Annotated in this window: 16 protein-coding genes; 8 read left to right on the plus strand and 8 right to left on the minus strand. The window is 44.1% G+C overall.

Features of this window, described 5'->3' with window-relative positions; all coding sequences use genetic code 11:
• Nucleotides 1–69: 69 nt before the first annotated feature.
• Nucleotides 70–318, plus strand: a complete 249-nt coding sequence (locus QQL36_RS34755; protein WP_321568384.1) for a PAS domain S-box protein — start codon at nucleotides 70–72, stop codon at nucleotides 316–318.
• Nucleotides 319–397: 79 nt separating this feature from the next.
• Here QQL36_RS34755 and QQL36_RS34760 read toward each other — a convergent pair whose 3' ends face one another.
• On the minus strand, nucleotides 398–2,884 hold the full coding sequence (locus tag QQL36_RS34760) for a DUF5686 and carboxypeptidase-like regulatory domain-containing protein (RefSeq protein WP_321568385.1): 2,487 nt from the start codon (nucleotides 2,882–2,884) through the stop codon (nucleotides 398–400).
• A gap of 373 nt (nucleotides 2,885–3,257) precedes the next feature.
• Between QQL36_RS34760 and QQL36_RS34765 the strand changes: the two genes are divergently transcribed.
• Nucleotides 3,258–3,854, plus strand: coding sequence for a phosphatase PAP2 family protein (locus QQL36_RS34765; RefSeq protein WP_321568386.1), 597 nt, complete (start codon nucleotides 3,258–3,260; stop codon nucleotides 3,852–3,854).
• 131 nt (nucleotides 3,855–3,985) lie between these two features.
• On the opposite strand, the gene QQL36_RS34770 is transcribed toward QQL36_RS34765, so the two are convergent.
• Entirely contained in the window at nucleotides 3,986–4,396 is a 411-nt protein-coding gene (locus QQL36_RS34770) for an SRPBCC family protein (protein ID WP_321568387.1), read from the minus strand.
• Between the two features lie 259 nt (nucleotides 4,397–4,655).
• Between QQL36_RS34770 and QQL36_RS34775 the strand changes: the two genes are divergently transcribed.
• The gene (locus QQL36_RS34775; RefSeq protein WP_321568388.1) at nucleotides 4,656–4,838 is read left to right on the plus strand and encodes an aldo/keto reductase; all 183 of its coding nucleotides are present in this window, start codon (nucleotides 4,656–4,658) and stop codon (nucleotides 4,836–4,838) included.
• Between the two features lie 90 nt (nucleotides 4,839–4,928).
• Here QQL36_RS34775 and QQL36_RS34780 read toward each other — a convergent pair whose 3' ends face one another.
• Nucleotides 4,929–5,879 carry a bifunctional helix-turn-helix transcriptional regulator/GNAT family N-acetyltransferase gene (locus QQL36_RS34780; protein ID WP_321568389.1) on the minus strand — a complete coding sequence of 317 codons (951 nt, stop codon included), beginning with the start codon at nucleotides 5,877–5,879 and terminating at the stop codon, nucleotides 4,929–4,931.
• Between the two features lie 121 nt (nucleotides 5,880–6,000).
• Here QQL36_RS34780 and QQL36_RS34785 point away from each other — a divergent pair, with 121 nt between their 5' ends.
• Nucleotides 6,001–6,777 carry a hypothetical protein gene (locus tag QQL36_RS34785; RefSeq protein WP_083726869.1) on the plus strand — a complete coding sequence of 259 codons (777 nt, stop codon included), beginning with the start codon at nucleotides 6,001–6,003 and terminating at the stop codon, nucleotides 6,775–6,777.
• A 79-nt stretch (nucleotides 6,778–6,856) separates the two neighbouring features.
• On the opposite strand, the gene QQL36_RS34790 is transcribed toward QQL36_RS34785, so the two are convergent.
• Together QQL36_RS34790 and QQL36_RS34795 are read right to left on the minus strand one after the other, a co-directional pair.
• The gene (locus QQL36_RS34790; protein ID WP_083726867.1) at nucleotides 6,857–7,279 is read right to left on the minus strand and encodes an OsmC family protein; all 423 of its coding nucleotides are present in this window, start codon (nucleotides 7,277–7,279) and stop codon (nucleotides 6,857–6,859) included.
• A gap of 82 nt (nucleotides 7,280–7,361) precedes the next feature.
• The gene (locus QQL36_RS34795) at nucleotides 7,362–8,018 is read right to left on the minus strand and encodes a class I SAM-dependent methyltransferase (RefSeq protein ID WP_083726865.1); all 657 of its coding nucleotides are present in this window, start codon (nucleotides 8,016–8,018) and stop codon (nucleotides 7,362–7,364) included.
• A 426-nt stretch (nucleotides 8,019–8,444) separates the two neighbouring features.
• Here QQL36_RS34795 and QQL36_RS34800 point away from each other — a divergent pair, with 426 nt between their 5' ends.
• Nucleotides 8,445–9,197: a hypothetical protein gene (locus QQL36_RS34800; RefSeq protein ID WP_321568390.1), complete on the plus strand. Its 753-nt coding sequence runs from the start codon at nucleotides 8,445–8,447 to the stop codon at nucleotides 9,195–9,197.
• A gap of 73 nt (nucleotides 9,198–9,270) precedes the next feature.
• Here QQL36_RS34800 and QQL36_RS34805 read toward each other — a convergent pair whose 3' ends face one another.
• The 3 genes from QQL36_RS34805 to QQL36_RS34815 all read right to left on the minus strand — a co-directional run bounded on the left by QQL36_RS34805 (nucleotide 9,271) and on the right by QQL36_RS34815 (nucleotide 11,016).
• The gene (locus QQL36_RS34805; protein WP_083726861.1) at nucleotides 9,271–9,513 is read right to left on the minus strand and encodes a hypothetical protein; all 243 of its coding nucleotides are present in this window, start codon (nucleotides 9,511–9,513) and stop codon (nucleotides 9,271–9,273) included.
• A gap of 20 nt (nucleotides 9,514–9,533) precedes the next feature.
• The gene (locus QQL36_RS34810; protein ID WP_083726859.1) at nucleotides 9,534–10,130 is read right to left on the minus strand and encodes a class I SAM-dependent methyltransferase; all 597 of its coding nucleotides are present in this window, start codon (nucleotides 10,128–10,130) and stop codon (nucleotides 9,534–9,536) included.
• Nucleotides 10,131–10,203: 73 nt separating this feature from the next.
• A complete protein-coding gene (locus QQL36_RS34815) occupies nucleotides 10,204–11,016 on the minus strand; it encodes a ThuA domain-containing protein (RefSeq protein ID WP_321568391.1) in 813 nt (270 codons plus the stop codon).
• 631 nt (nucleotides 11,017–11,647) lie between these two features.
• On the opposite strand from QQL36_RS34815, the gene QQL36_RS34820 reads away from it, so the two are divergent.
• Genes QQL36_RS34820 through QQL36_RS34830 form a run of 3 tightly spaced genes read left to right on the plus strand, consistent with a single transcriptional unit; the run spans nucleotide 11,648 to nucleotide 16,282 of the window.
• Nucleotides 11,648–13,054 (plus strand): FAD binding domain-containing protein, encoded by a 1,407-nt coding sequence (locus QQL36_RS34820; protein WP_321568392.1) that lies wholly within the window; start codon nucleotides 11,648–11,650, stop codon nucleotides 13,052–13,054.
• The gene (locus tag QQL36_RS34825) at nucleotides 13,051–15,351 is read left to right on the plus strand and encodes a molybdopterin cofactor-binding domain-containing protein (protein WP_321568393.1); all 2,301 of its coding nucleotides are present in this window, start codon (nucleotides 13,051–13,053) and stop codon (nucleotides 15,349–15,351) included. The genes QQL36_RS34820 and QQL36_RS34825 overlap by 4 nt, the downstream gene beginning before the upstream one ends.
• Nucleotides 15,314–16,282: an XdhC family protein gene (locus QQL36_RS34830; RefSeq protein WP_321568394.1), complete on the plus strand. Its 969-nt coding sequence runs from the start codon at nucleotides 15,314–15,316 to the stop codon at nucleotides 16,280–16,282. Before QQL36_RS34825 ends, QQL36_RS34830 begins: the two co-directional genes overlap by 38 nt.
• Nucleotides 16,283–16,327 lie beyond the last annotated feature (45 nt).

The raw sequence follows: 16,327 nt of genomic DNA on the forward strand, positions 1-16,327 counted from the left end.
TTCCCGATAAAATAAGAAACTATTTCCTATTATCTTATATTTGTTTCGGACGATACATACATTATTCCAATGGACACAAGACCACTACCAGATGACTCCGCTTCGTACGAGCGCCTGCTACAGCTTGCTGAACAAAAAAACGCAACCCTCCTTCGCAATGAGGAGCGATACCACAAAATGGTGGAAGAAATGGAAGACTATGCCATCCTCCTCCTCGACACAGATGGGTGTATCATTAACTGGAATAAAGGCGGCGAAAAGATCAAAGGTTACAAAGCCGCCGAAGTCATAGGTTGTAACTCCATCAATATTTCCTGATCTTCCCTGTCGTCATCTGCTAACAGGAATTTAAACATTCTTTCGTTCATAGCGCGATAACTAATATACTACTTATCGCTTAAAAATCAAACTTCAACATCGCCCTTATTCCCCATGATGGCACATCCGGATGATCCAGGTAAGTGAACCGCTTTACCACATCGACCCTGATGATCTTAAAGATATTGCCAACACCAACACTTCCCTCTATATAAGGCCCGTTACTCAACGAATAGGTGCCGGAAGGGAACAACATCAGTTTTCCTGCATTCTCACTCCTCAACCCACCCCACAGGAACTTCGCATTCACCACTTCTCTCCATTTCAACCTGCGTAACAATGGCACCTTGTTAAAGAAAAATCCATTGAAGTGATGATCTATATTCACACCTGCATAATGATCGCTCACAAACTCCAAAAAGTTCATCAGGTTGTAAGACTGCAACTGAAAGGAATACGTCTGGTTCGCCCTGTGAATATCCAGCAATGGAAACGGTACCTGTCCAAACAAATATGAACCTTCTGCACTCACATCCGTATACCCCAGCTGTGACAAATAAAACCGCTTTGATATATTCAATCCTACATGCTGGTAATTGTATTCACTATTCAGCAATCCTTTAATACCCTGGTTGTACCGCAATGTAAATACAGGATACTTATCTGTAATCGGTGTACGGTATAATTTACTCTGGTAAAACTGTTCATGTGGTGCATAACGCAATGTCATATTCACTTCGCTGGTCTTCACACCTGCTACATTGACCGCCTCTTCATTCACCAGTTTCTGGAAAGACAATCCTCCTGCCGGATGCTGGTCCCAGTATTTAAATCCAAAGGAATAAGAGAAATGATTCTGTAACTCACGCATGTACTCTACCTTGAAAAAATCATTGTACAGCATCTGATTGCTGGTACCGCGCTTGAATGATAACAACACGTTGTTCTCCTGCACAAATTGCAGTTCCTGCCCCGGAATCTTGGTATCGTGTTGAAAACTGGCCCGGATATAATGTTGAGGGAAAGTATAAATTGATTTATTGTTCAATGAATAAGTGGCACTCGCGAAATACTTAAAGCGTTCATCTTTTACCCCATACGCCACGTACCCTTCAAAGTAAATCCGCTTGCTCAGTTTCTCCGTCGTTCTGCCCCCAAAGCGTGGCCGGAAACCTTCCACCGAATTAAAACTGTAGAAAGTATTCACCGGTCCTATTTCAAAAGGCCCGAAGTTTTTAAACCCGATCAATAAAAATGTAGCCCAGTTCACCGCTCTCTTAAAAGAAGGCGTATGCTGCAGGCTATCCATATTTTTGTATACCCCCGACGCTGGCCCTGACAATGCAAAAGGACGATTCGAGGTCCAGTAACCGGTATCCTTTTTCTCCGCATCTGCAAGCGTTTCTACCGCAGGTCCTGCATAATCTGCAGCAGGTCTTTTTTTATCCAGGAAGAAGCTATCTATCTGCACAATACGCTCTCCATACATCCCTTTTCCTTTCTCTTTGCTGAGACCAAAATCCATCTTCAGCGTACTTTCTTTCAACTGGTTTCGCTCATCAAAAGTAAGGTTGGCTTCCATACGCCGTACAAAGTTCAGGTTGATACGCTTATCCACCGTCAGTTCTGCCCGCGATATGGCATATGTACTATCCAGCCTGATATACAACCGCCCTTCAAAGAGCAGGTCTGTTTTACTCCGGGGACTGAAATCCAGTACCACCTGATTATCTACCGTATCTGTGATGAAATATTTATAAAACCCTGGTGCACCACCAGCCACAGGACTCAATAACTGGTTCGTCATCACCATGATATTATTCTGGTAAATATCTATATCCTGGTAAAAGAAATTGAGTGTGGAAGACCAGCCTTTATTATCAATCAGATTTTCATCGTACTTCACCTGCTTGCTGGCACGGATAATCTGCTTTTTGGTATAAGGATTGCGACGATAATAATTGTCAGACATCTTTTCTTCCATATACACAGGCAGCATCAACCTGCCACCAATGGCATTGGAATCCTGCTCTGTAAAAAGGAACTGGTAATTTTTAAAGAGACGCCGGTTACGAAAGGTATCTGTCAGATGACTGAGTGAGAGTAACATCCTTTCATATTTATGATACTCTACATAGTCATAATTTTCCGGACGGTTCTTTGATTTATGTGCAATCACTTCCCTGATCAGGTCGACAGCAGGATTATTCTTATTCGAATATTTCTGCCTTTTCCCCGATTTGACCACAACTTCATTGAGACCATAGGTATCCTGCACCAGCTTTACGTTGATCACCTGCTGCTTGTCGGGTACTACGGCAAATTTCACCGTTTTGTATCCCATTGCATAAACGGAGATCTGTGTAAATGGTTCGTTAGCCGTCAACGTAAAATGACCTTTTTCGTCAGAATGTGTACCGATTGTTTTGCCAGCAATCACAATACTCACCATCTGCAGGGGAGCACGGGTGCCGGCGTCGGTCACTGTTCCTGACACAATAGTCTGGGCAACAAGAGAAATGGGAAAGGCAATCAATAAAAAATACGATAGTATCGTACACTTCATAAAGGTCTATGTTCGTTCGCGTACAGGTAGCCTGCGGGGTCAATACTACAACTGAATCCGATAAATCAGGCAGGCTTATAGGCATATGCCGGAATTGTCGCGACCAGCACTCAGATTCCTGCGATATGACCCGAAAAGCGAACACAGCTATGCAAAAACGGTATATCGACAAACTTTCGACCCTCGTCGCTAATATTAAATGATTATGAACAAAAAGTGGACATTTGAATAAATAATTAACTTACAGTCTGAATAGATTGAATAGGATACCTACAACTTAAAAAAACGATTGATAGAAGCTGCCGCCAGTGACAAGACCTACATTGTCAAGCCCGGCATTGCCAATTGAAATTCAGTGTAAACGACTTTATTTATGGACATATTACATTCGTTCAGGGAACTGGACAAGGTCCTTTTTATGCTTATTAATCATGATACAGATGTTAAATTTCTGGATCCCATCATGATAGCCATAAGAGAACCACTCACATGGATTCCCCTCTATGCGTTTATGTTATGGTTTAGCATCCGTAAGCTGAAACACAATGCAGTGTTGTTTATCGTTATGACCCTGGTGGCCTTTGCATTTACAGATGCAATGTGTGCACAGTTTGTTAAACCATTCATAGGCAGACTACGCCCCTGCTATGATCCGGAACTGAACGGTATGGTAAGAAGCCTGGTGGATTGTGGCGGCCAATACTCCTTCCCATCCAATCACGCTGCCAATCACTTTGCATTGGCAACTTATTGGTTCTTTGCAATCAGACATTACTTAGATAAAAAATGGAACTGGTTGTGGATATGGGCAGCAGCAATTTGTTATGCACAGGTGTACGTCGGTAAACATTTCCCTTCTGACGTGTTAGGTGGGGCAATCATCGGTTCACTGGTGGGTGGTGCAGCTTTTCAACTTTCACTAAGATGGCAATTCGTCTATAATATTAAAAAGGATTTATATCAAAAATAATGATTTGAAAAGGGGGTGGATCATAAATAAATGAAACTCCTGAGAATCACAAAAAATGGAATCTGGCTCCATCAGGTATCCTGATTAAAGGGGGTGTATCATACATTTGATACACCCCCTTTTTAATTCGCTTAGATGGACTCAGTGTACTTCTTAAAATTATCAAGAATCGCCTGCCATCCCGCTCTTTGCATTTCTTCGGGGTTTTGATTTTCAGGTTCGAAAGTCTCGTTAATATCAGTTGAGTCTCCATGACTGTGGAAATAGATATCTACTTTGCGGCCATCGCCGAGGGTATAGCCGATTTTCTCGTGCGGCTTTACCACATCGTAGGTACCCCAAAAATCAAAGCCCATACTGCCATCTTTCGCTTCCATCCTGGAAGAAAACCGACCTCCCGGACGCAGGTCATTTGTTGCCTTGGGAGTGTGCCAGTCTTCAGAAGCTGTGCTCCATTTAACAATGTGTTCGGGATTACTCCAGATTTTCCACACCTTGTCTACAGGTGCATTAACCGTGGTTTTGATGGTGATCGCGCTCATGGTGTTTGATTTTTATACTACGAATTTAAGTTAAGTCATTTATTCCAATTATGGGCAATTCCGACAATTGCCGGGTACGATACGCCACGTATCTGTTTACTACAGGAAAGGGTGCAATGCGCAAGCATGCCGGCGTAGCACCGGGCGAAATCCGTAACGCAGCAGTATTTGTTTGAAAATTGTAAGTTTCCGTTTGAATCCCTTAATAGCCGCCTGCTATGCGGCTCCTACCTTTGTATCTACAAAAAACACGCACGATATGAAGTACAGAACCCTTGGCAATACCGGCGAAACGCTCTCCGCTACAGGATTGGGCTGCATGGGTATGAGCTTTGCATATGGCCCTGACAATGATACTGAAAGCATTGCCACCCTGCACAGAGCATTAGAACTGGGCATCAATTTCTGGGACACGGCAGATATGTATGGCGCTGGTGATTAAGTATCCGAATTTAGGAGAAAGATACCTGCATGGTGCCATGAAATTAATCAATAACTAAATAAAAAATGCGGGTTGTATAACCCGCATTTTTTATAAGATCAACTCCATTTGAATATTACATCTTTCATAAGGCGTAGCACGTCCGGCTACTTTTTTAAATCCTAATTTCTGGTATAATCCAATAGCTGGTTTGAGGATCGTATTGCTTTCGAGGTAGAGGTTTTTAGCACCCAATGATCGTGCTTTCTCTACAATCGCATTACCTAGTTTATAGCCCACGCTTTTGCCTTGTGCTTTTGGAGACACAGCCATTTTAGCGAGTTCATATTCATACACAGGATCTGCCATTTTGATGAGTGCACATACCCCTACAGGTGTCTCTCCATCTAAAGCCACTAAAATATATCCTCCACTATCAAGGATGTATTCATTGGGATGATCTAAGGCTTTATAATCTGCCTCTTCCATTTTGAAATATGTGGTGATCCATTCTTCATTCAGATCGCGAAAAGCCTTTTGATATTCAGACGTGTATTCCACGATACGAATGGCATTACCTTCTCTTAGTTTCCTGGTTTCCATTACACGGCGCAGCAGACTTTTTTCTTCCAACAGGTATTCCCATTCTTCAATCGCTGTCCAAAGGTCATTTCTTGTCTGGGAAGAGATCTCGTCGATGGCCTGTTCTACATCTTTATATTGATCCACAATCTGAAGGGCGGTGTCTTTTCCTTTTTTAGATAACTGCACCACATTCCGGCGGCCATCGGTTTTATCCTTTTTCTCAAGGAGGTAACCGGCTTTTGCCATTTCGGTGGTGATCTTACTTACGGATGGGTGGGTATGACCTATCTCTTTGGCGATAGCGGTGATGGTTTTGCCTTCACCTTTTGAGAGCACGTAGAAAACCGGAAACCACTTCGGTTGCATGTCGATACCATAGAGGCTGTAAATCTGTCCTGCGTCCTCAGTGATCTTTTCAGTGAGTAGCCGGAGTCGGCTGCCAAGTGCCATTTTGCCTGCTTCTTTGAAGAATTCCATTGTTGACATAATTTACGTAACTAGTTACGTAAATGTAATAAGTATCTCCGGAATTACCATCATATATGAAAAATCTCAATAAGTTAGGGTATCTTTGTCCTATTCCAAATGACCAATACCTATGAAAAAATCTATCCTATCCCTGCTTCTATGCCTGCTATTTGCCGGCACCAGTCATGCAGGCTGGTATGTTTGCTATAATTTCAAAGGGAAGATCGGAGACCGACCCATTCATCTCTCTGTGCAGTTGTTGCGCGGGTATGGAGATGATCCGGAAGCCATTACAGTGAAAGGGGTGTATATGTATGATAACCTCAACGAACCTATTGCGCTCAATGGTATACTCAACGAACGTACCCACATGGTTTTGAAAGAGACCATCAATAACCAGCCGAATGCGATGATGGACTTCCTTTTTTACGGGACTAAAATGAAAGGTACCTGGATGTCTTTGAAAAACAACATGACACCTGAGGTACTAGAACTGGAAAAGATCGGTGAACTGATTGATACAGTGGCTACTTCGAAGATCGCTCCCATCGATATTATACAGAGTGCCAGTCTGAAAGATAAATACCTGGTAGGGGTATATAGCAAGAAAGTCATTGGCAAACAAGCGATTATGCGGAAGCTGAAGATTGTGGATAAAGTGACCAACAAGGTGACCCAGGAAATTGACTTTGAAAAAGTAAAAACTGCCAGTGGAAATGTGTGGACCATTATTTATGGCAATGCGATCGTAGATGATATTAACAATGATGGGAACAAGGATATTACTGTGTGGAATGATGTTGGAAAGAGGGGTGGGTATCTGTACATCATTTACGATCCGAAGAAAAAGGAATATGTGTTGAATCCGACGCCTGAGGCAGATGAGATAACTCCTGCAAAGAATTAAATCCTATAAAAAAACGCTTTTGCCTCCGGCAAAAGCGTTTTTTTACATACCACGGATTGCCTGCGGCAGACAAATTTTATTATTTATAAGTCACATTCAAAGTGATTGGCGTAGCTGCCAGCGCTTTTGAAATCGGGCAATTCTCCTTTGCTCCTTTCGCAATCGCATTAAACTGCTCTTCGCTTACTCCTGGAATCACGGCAGCAACCAGGTCCAGTGTAATTCCTGTAATACCAGGAATAGAAGGATCCAGTTCTACAGTTGCTTTTGTATCCAGGTCACCAGCTGTAAAACCAGCCTGTGTGAGAGCTGCACTCAGTGCCATGGTAAAACAACCTGCATGGGAAGCACCCAGCAGTTCTTCGGGGTTAGTACCTACTCCATCAGCAAAACGGGCGTTAAAAGAATACTGTGTGTTGGTCAACACGGTGCTCTGGGTAGAGATATTGCCCTGACCTTCTTTTAAATTACCATTCCAATGTGCATTTGCTGTTCTTTTCATAATATCTGGTTTTTAGGTTTTTTGTGTATTTGTTTGTTGATGTAAAATTGAATCTTTCTCAGCACAATAATTTTAACCTGGGTTAAAATGTCAATACTGATCCTCTCAGATATTTCAGTTTCTCAAACGCATCCAGCTCTTTAAAACCTGCATCCAACCAAAGTTGTTTACATTGGGGGTTGGCGTATAAGATCTTTAGCGGCCGGGGGTTTCGGATCAAGCTCTCCATGACCTGGCTGATAAAATCATCCATGATCACCTCGTCAAATGGATTGAAAAGGAAGATCACACCTACCTGGTCGGGAATATCATATTTTCGGGCGTCTGCACATATAATATCAACTTTACAACCGGCATACCTGGTCTCCAGGGAGGTAGCGGTTTCAAGTGCATCACTATATAACTTCGGAGAAAAATCGATGCCGGTGATCTGTTTGAATCCATATGCAGCAGCGATGGCCAGCACTCTCCCTTTACCACAACCTACATCCAGGAATGCAGTATCCAGCTCATGTTTTTCTACATGATCAAATAACCAGCTACCTGTGTAATAGTTCACTGGTTCATACATAGATGCATGCTCCAGCTCAGCTGCCGGTAAATGTTTTACCAGGTCATCTGTGCCGATTGTCTTTACACCGAACTGCTTTTCGCCGCGAATCTCATACCAGATGATAAAAAATGCCATGCTGATGCCCCAGTGCCAACCGATATAAAAAAAGTAGGAAAGATATCTCATTAGGGGATTTACAAGGTTTAAAAATGGGGTGATCCATTGGGTCTTATAAACGTGGTATTGTTACAATTCCGGTGTTGAATATAGGAATTTTTCGACAAACCCATCCGGGTCATATCTCCAAAGAAGATATTATCTTTCCATTAACAGCGATGACCCGGACAATGTATAACGGTCATGTATATATAATTGTACTAAGGATTTACCCATACCTTTAACAATCGGGTACCATATAACACGTTTGTAGTAGGATAAAATCTTCCTCTCTGATAATCAATTCACTTGTTCAGAAATCACCCGCAGCCATGTAGCAGTTCCTTTAAAAAGCAGTCCGGCATCACACCCACATCCCTTACCAGATAAGGGTTTCAGCAGATTGTTAAAGTTTGGCATTCTATTTGGCTATTGATAAGTATAAAACAACTTGTTATGAAAAAGATAGTTCTTATTACCTGTTTAGTAGCCATTGGTTCAATATACGGTTATAAGGCAGACGCACAGGTTAGGTTTAATGTGAACGTGAATATTGGTAGCCAGCCAGCGTGGGGACCTGAGGGTTATGATTATGCTGAATATTACTATATGCCAGATATCGACGCATATTATTACGTACCTGAACGCCAGTTTATATACCTGGAAGGAAGCAGATGGGTGTTTGCACCGGCTTTACCTCCACGCTTTCATTATGACCTTTATCGCGGTTATAAAGTAGTGGTAAATGATCCCCGTCCTTACCTGAACCCTGGTATTTACAGGAACAGATATGCAGGATATAGAGGAGCATGGGGCCGTCAGACGATCATCAGAGATTCACGTAATCCACGTTACTTCGCAGCACAACCTCATGGAGGTGGCGGATATTATGGCGGACGTGGTCATGAAGGTGGTGGTCCCGGTTGGAACGGTGGCGGTCGCGGTCATGAAGGCGGTGGTCCCGGTTGGAATGGTGGCGGACGTGGTCATGAAGGCGGTGGTCCAGGTTGGAACGGTGGCGGACGTGGTCATGAAGGCGGTGGTCCAGGTTGGAACGGTGGCGGACGTGGTCATGAAGGCGGTGGTCCAGGTTGGAACGGTGGCGGACGTGGTCACGAAGGAAATGGTGGTGGACGTGGTCATGAAGGTGGCCAGGGTCGTGGCAATGAAGGCGGACGTGGTGGAGACCATGGCAGACATGACCGTTAAATTTTGAACAAGTAATTCTCACTATAAATCACTAGTAATAAAAAGGCCCCGACTTCTGCCGGGGCCTTCCTTATTAAATTTCTTGTAGTTCCTCCTGCTTTCGAAGATAGATACGCGTGTATCGCAGGTTCATCCATTGAACACTATCTACTTCCAGAGGTGACACTTCTTCCAGTTTCTCTTCCAGTTGTCTGATGGAAATTTTGCTTGCTTCCATTTCTTTCAGAGAAACATCTAATAAAGCTTCAACTGCGCCGTCGTCTTTTGCATTTTTTAGTTGGACGATTATCTTCGACGCTAATTCTGCTGTTTTCATGTCATTAATCAATTTTTCCGTTAACGTTTTATCCACATTTTCAGAAGCATATCATCCGAAGCGTCTACTAGCTGATAACTATCCGGAACTTCATCGCCCATACTATAATAGGTGACTAGTCGGGTGCCCGAAACCCTTTGATCCATTATATCCTGCATATAGAGGGTATAATAATCGTAAAGACTTGTTGAATAGTTGATCTGCTGGTCGATACCATCTTCTGGACTCAGATGTTCAAAAAATGAATTGTAAAAGTAAAAACCATCGTACTGGTCTGCGTTAAAACGGGTGAAGTTACCTAAAATAAAATCGGCATTGTCCACCTTCAATACTTCCTTTGCAGTTCTGGCGTACAGGTACAGCTCTTTTCGTTGTTCGATTCCGTAAAAATAAGATTTTGGGTGAAAACATGCCCCTATCAGGCAGAATTTACCAACTCCACTACCTATATCCAGGATTCTGGAACCCGGCTTTTCAGCCAGGAACGCTGCAGACGCCGTAGCGATCTGAAGCGGAGTCCAGTGCCTCTTTGACAATTGTTGAATCCCTTGCGGATAGACCAGGTCAAAGGCATCATCAGAAGCAAACATTTGCGTATTTACACGCGAATCACTCATAAGCATTCCAAGGTCAAAGTTAACCTGATTCTGTCAGGAAATATTGTAAATATTAAGCAAAATATTGTCAGCATTAGGGTAATATTCTACTTGAATTTATTAAGTAAAATAGAGAGTTGAGTATAAACCTGTTCTGGTAAGGGTTTGAGAATGTATAAGATAATTCCTTATTAGTACCATGCTCATAGTCAATGTCATTATGCCCCATGTTTACATAGACCATTTTATACCGTTTATTGGTCCATGCTACCGGGTAATAGCCACCATGCCAGATTTCACTGGGTTTAGGTCCGGTACCCAGGGGGAAACTGGCAGGATCGATGGACAATAAGATGGTAATATCTTCATTCTTCCGGAGGTCGTTGGACCACCGATACCATTCATTTGGTGCTGACCGGAAGGTATCCGGCAGGTCATGAACGATTTTATGTTGTTTGTTTTCTACTCTTAATACGGCGGAAGTCGGTCGCCAGGTATTGCTACCATAAGATCCGGAGCCCAGGAAGGTGTTGTGATACCAGTTCCAATCCTGGTTGTATGCCGAAGGGGTGAGGGCGAAGGCGGAAAAGTGAAATCCCATCCAGGCGCCGCCCTGTTCCATATATTTTTGAAAGGCTGCTCTTTGAGCAGGAGCTTCCGGACGGGTGTCCAGGAAGAGAATGACGTTGTATCTGGCCAGGGTGTCGGGGTTGCATTTGCTCCAGTCGTTGGTGGAGTCGTAGGTCCAGTGGTATTGGGCGAGGGCGGTGGGGAACCATTTGTTGGCTTCGTGGACAAAGCTGATGTGGGCGGCGTCTTCTTTGGCAGTGTAGAAGGCGAGGATTTTCTGGGAGAATCCGGGGGAGAGGTAGAGGAGTGATGCTAAGAAGAAGGTAAGTGGTTTCATAGGTCAAGTATACTACAAGTTCAGTATAACTCGGGTATAAGTTCGGTATGATTCCGGTATTACTTCGGTACCAAAAGGGCATTAAAAGGTCACTTCATTATCCAGGGGATATTGAGGTGACCTTTTAGTGACGAAGAAGCATCGAAGGCCTGATATAGAGCTGTCGAAAAAGACTGGAATTCCAATAAAATGTCTTATAAAAAGTTTTTTATCTAATAAAAATATCATTAGATTTGTAGTAACACAGTCTGCCACCCCTCTGCTTGCAAGGGCAAATTTGGCAGGCTATTTTATTTTAAGACCACGTTGTAGCCAGCCTATTTTGACTCCAAAAAATACAGGCCGGCAAATTTCATCACATTTATGAATTTGTTTACTACACCACCTCTTTCTATTGAAGAGCAAATTGAGCTGCTTCAACAGAAAGGTCTAAACATCCTACCTGAAGATGATTTAGCTCGAAATTCAAATCTAATCTTCTACAGCTTATCAATAGTAATCCGGATATTGACTATGTACATATGGGATTTACTGAAAATTGGAAAGAGGAAGCTATCTGGCAGTAATGGCTAATCGGGGGAATTGCTTTTCTGGCATTTTTTTATTATCTTCCAATAAACCCATTTCCCCATTGCTACGCTTCATTCTAAATAATGACGACATTGGTACCGCTCTTCCCCCAGGTATGCTGTTGCTGGATTTTATCCGGTACCATCAGCATCTGCCCGGTACAAAGATCGGCTGCAATGAGGGTGACTGCGGAGCATGCACCGTTTTAATAGGGGAATTACAAAACTGGGCCATGCATTACCGTTCCTTTACCTCCTGCCTAACCCCGCTGGGTAATGTAAGAGGTAAACACGTGGTGACCATTGAGGGGATTAACCTGCCAGGCTCACTTACCGCAGTCCAATATGCCATGCAGGAATGTGCCGCTACCCAATGTGGCTTCTGCACACCGGGTTTTGTCATGTCCCTCACGGGATTTTGCCTCAGCCACCAGGCACCGACATTGACAAATGCCATTGCCGCCATAGATGGAAACATCTGTCGCTGCACCGGTTATAAATCCATAGAAAGAGCTGCCGCCAGGGTAGCAGAAATATTACAACCCCGGAATGGTACGACGCCGGCACAATACGCTGCCGGTGCACAGATATTGCCTGATTATTTTGTACAAATTCCAGCCCGGTTACGCACACTCCATAGCACACTGGAATCTGCCGATGATGTAAAAGCGCAGCCTATTGGCGGAGGGACCGACCTGTATGTACAACAACACGACGCCCTTGGAAAAAAAGCGCTGCGATTCCTGTATGATCAACCTGCACTGAAAGGCATCCGGCAGGAAGGAAACAAATGCATACTGGGCGGCGCTACCACCGTCTCGGACCTGTTAGCATCCCCCTTATTACAGGCTTACTTTCCTTATTTAAATAATTACCTGAAAAAGGTGAGCTCTACCCAGATCCGGAACATGGCCACTATCGCTGGTAATTTTATCAACGCCTCCCCCATTGGCGATTTCTCTATTTTTTTCCTGGCACTGGATGCCACCCTCGTACTTAGCGACGGACGAAAAGAAAGAGAACTCCCCCTCAGACATTTATTCAAAGGCTATAAACAACTGAACAAATCAGGTGATGAATACATCACCCGTATCTGGTTCAATCTGCCTTCCCAACATACTTTGTTCAACTTTGAAAAAGTGAGCAAGCGCACCCACCTCGATATTGCCAGCGTGAATACTGCTATCAGCATCACCATGCAATACGATATCATTAACGACATCCGCATTTCTGCAGGTGGGGTCGGACCTGTACCACAATTGCTGAAGGAAACTGCCCGGTTCATGACAGGCAAATTATTGACTGAATCACTGATCAGGGAAGCCAGCTTTCTGTTGCAAACGGAAGTCACCCCCATCTCTGATGCCAGAGGCACGGAAGATTACAAACGATTATTACTGGCACAATTGTTCAAGGCTCATTTTATTACCCTGTTTCCACAACTGGAAACAGCCATCCTGATCCGATGAAAAACATAGACTCCGATACCCACGTCACAGGTACCTCGGTGTACCTGGATGATTTGCCACTACTACAGGGCACGCTCTTTGCCGCGGCCTATGGCTCTCCTGTGGCACATGGTATACTGCGCCGGCTGGAAATTGCCGAGGCATTACAGATACCGGGGGTGGTACGCATTTTCACTGCAAGCGATATTCCCGGGGAAAACCAGATCGGTGGAATTATTCAGGATGAACCCCTGTTTGCCGATCATCATATTCATTTTGCAGGGATGCCGCTGGCACTGGTAGTAGCAAAAAGCAGAGATGCTGCAAGAGCGGCAGTAAAGAAAATTCAGGCCATTATCGATCCATTGGAAGTGATCACGAATCCAAGAGTGGCACAGGCAAAAGGAGAACTGATCATGCCACCAAAATCAGTGATACAGGGAGATACGAATAGTGCATGGTCACAGTGCACACATATCTTTGAAGGTGCTATTGACATCAACGGACAGGAACATCTTTATATTGAAACGCAGGGTGCATACGCTATCCCGCAGGAACATGGATCATTGAAAGTATATTCTTCTACCCAGGGACCTACTGCGGTACAAAGAACCATTACCCGGGTATTGGGTATTCCCATGCACCGGTTAGAGGTAGTCGTATCCCGCCTTGGCGGAGGGTTTGGCGGGAAAGAGGATCAGGCGAATACCTGGGCAGCGTTGTGCGCACTGGCAGCACATCTGCTGAATAAACCTGTGAAATATTCATTGCATAGAATGGAAGATATGGCCATGACGGGAAAGCGTCATCCTTATATGGCTGACTTTAAAATTGGGTTGGATAGCCGGTTAAAAATACTGGCGTATGAGGTGACTTTTTTCCAGAATGCCGGCGCCAGTGCAGACCTTTCTCCCGCTGTGCTGCAAAGAACTTTATTTCATTGTACCAACGCGTATTATATACCAAATGTAACTGCGACCGCGTATAGTTGTAAAACACATTTGCCCCCCAATACAGCATTCCGGGGTTTTGGAGGCCCACAGGGCATGTATGTGATTGAGGCGGCGATAGCTGCTGCTGCTGCAGGTTTGCAGATTGATAAAGCCCTGATTCAAAGAGCGAATTTAATTCAGACAGGCGATCCATTTCCCTATGGACAGTTAGCGGAAAGCGAAGCCATCGCCTGCTGGGATAAAGCCGTCGCATTGTATGAGCTGGAGAATGTACGTGCTGCTATCAATACCTTTAATGAAGCACATTTATTAGTTAAAAAAGGCATAGCGCTGATGCCGATCTGTTTTGGTATCTCGTTTACAAATACCCTGATGAATAATGCACGCTCACTGGTACATATATATAGTGATGGGAGTGTAGGGATCAGTACCGGTGCTGTGGAGATGGGACAGGGTGTGAATACAAAAATATTGCAGGTGGCCGCACAGACGTTGGGCATTGCTTATGAGAGAGTGAAGATCAATGTGACCAGTACTTATACTATTGCGAACACCTCTCCTTCTGCGGCAAGTGCTACAGCGGACCTGAATGGCAAAGCGACCTGGATAGCCTGCAATGCATTGTTAGAAAGATTATTGGCATTAGCAGCAGCGGATTTAAAAGTCACTCCCGGGCAGCTGACTATTCAAAATGAAATTGTATTATTGAATGGTACGCCTACGGAATGGAACTGGCTCCGCCTTGTGAATACTGCTTTTGTGCAAAGAGTATCCCTCTCTGAACATGGTCATTATGCCACTCCCACTATTCATTATAATAATGAAACAGGCAAAGGACATCCTTTTGCCTATCATGTATACGGTACAGCTATTATTGAAGTCACCATCGATTGTTTGCGCGGCACCTATGAAACCGACAGCGTGAAAGTCGTGCATGACTTTGGTCTAAGCATGAACCCTGATATCGACAGGGGACAAATTGAAGGAGGTATTGTACAGGGAATAGGCTGGATGACACTGGAAGAAGTGATCTATAACCAACATGGTAAACTGGTATCGAATGCACTGTCCACTTACAAAGTGCCCGACATCTATGCGGTACCAAAAGATATTCTCATTGACCATTTACATACTGATAATGATAATCTGGCCATCTTCAGATCAAAAGCTGTGGGAGAGCCGCCACTGATGTATGGCATAGGTGCATGGTTTGCGCTAAGGGATGCGATATTGGCTTTCCATCCGAAGGCCCTGATTCCGTTTGTAGCACCCATGACACCTGAAAAAGTATTGATGGCATTGTACTCGAAACAACCCGTTCCTGCCCATGAAGAAAAAGTTAGTCATCTGGGAATTGATCAGTGAGAGTCTGCGGCAACATATTCCCGTCATGCTGCTGTATGTATTGCAGAGTGATGGGAGTAGTCCCGGCAGACAAGGATTTTTCATGGCAGTGAATGCTGTGGGGAATCTGGTGGGGTCTATCGGAGGGGGGATTATGGAGCATAAATTTGTGGAGATGGCCAGAGAGCGGTTAATGCAGGGAGAAGAAGTGGCAGCGGTACGTAGACAGGTGCATGATAAAAGTAGTCCGGGAGATCAGAGTGGTATGATCTGTTCCGGGGAACAGACAATCTTATTGTATCGTGTTACTAACAAAGAAGCTGCTGTGATTCAACAGATTATTCACTGTCTTTCTCAGTATAAAAATGGGTTACTGCATTTATCGCCTGCGGGATTACAGTTCAGGGAAGGGCCGGGTAGTTCGGAATTTATGATGCATTCACCTGATAACTGGGTCTATACAGAACAACTGGGCCATAGAGATCATTTATACCTGGTTGGGGGCGGACATTGTTCTTTAGCTTTTTCGAAAATCATGTTTATGCTGGATTTTTATATTCACGTGTATGATAACAGGCCTGGGCTGAATACGTTTTTGCAGAATGAATGTGCGCATGAGAAGGTGATCGTAGAAGATTACAGTCAACTGAAGGGAATGATACCTGAAGGACAGCATAATTATGTAGTGGTCATGACCATGGGGTACCGCAGTGATGATGTGGTGATCAGGGCTTTGCTCCACAAACAGTTCAGGTATTTAGGGATGTTGGGGAGTCAGGCTAAGATCACACAGTTGTTTGAAGGATATAAAGCGGAAGGAATCTCTTCTCAGGTATTGCAAAGGATTCACGCTCCTGTGGGTATGCAGATTAAGAGTCAGACCCCGGAAGAAATTGCGGTTAGTATTGCAGCGGAAATAATCAGGGAGAGGAATACACCTGCTTCTGGATAAGCGGGCATATGATATAGTCAGATGCCTTGGCGGAATAAACCTACT

It is taken from the genome of Chitinophaga sp. LS1 (assembly GCF_034274695.1).
In the GTDB taxonomy this organism is placed as follows: domain Bacteria; phylum Bacteroidota; class Bacteroidia; order Chitinophagales; family Chitinophagaceae; genus Chitinophaga.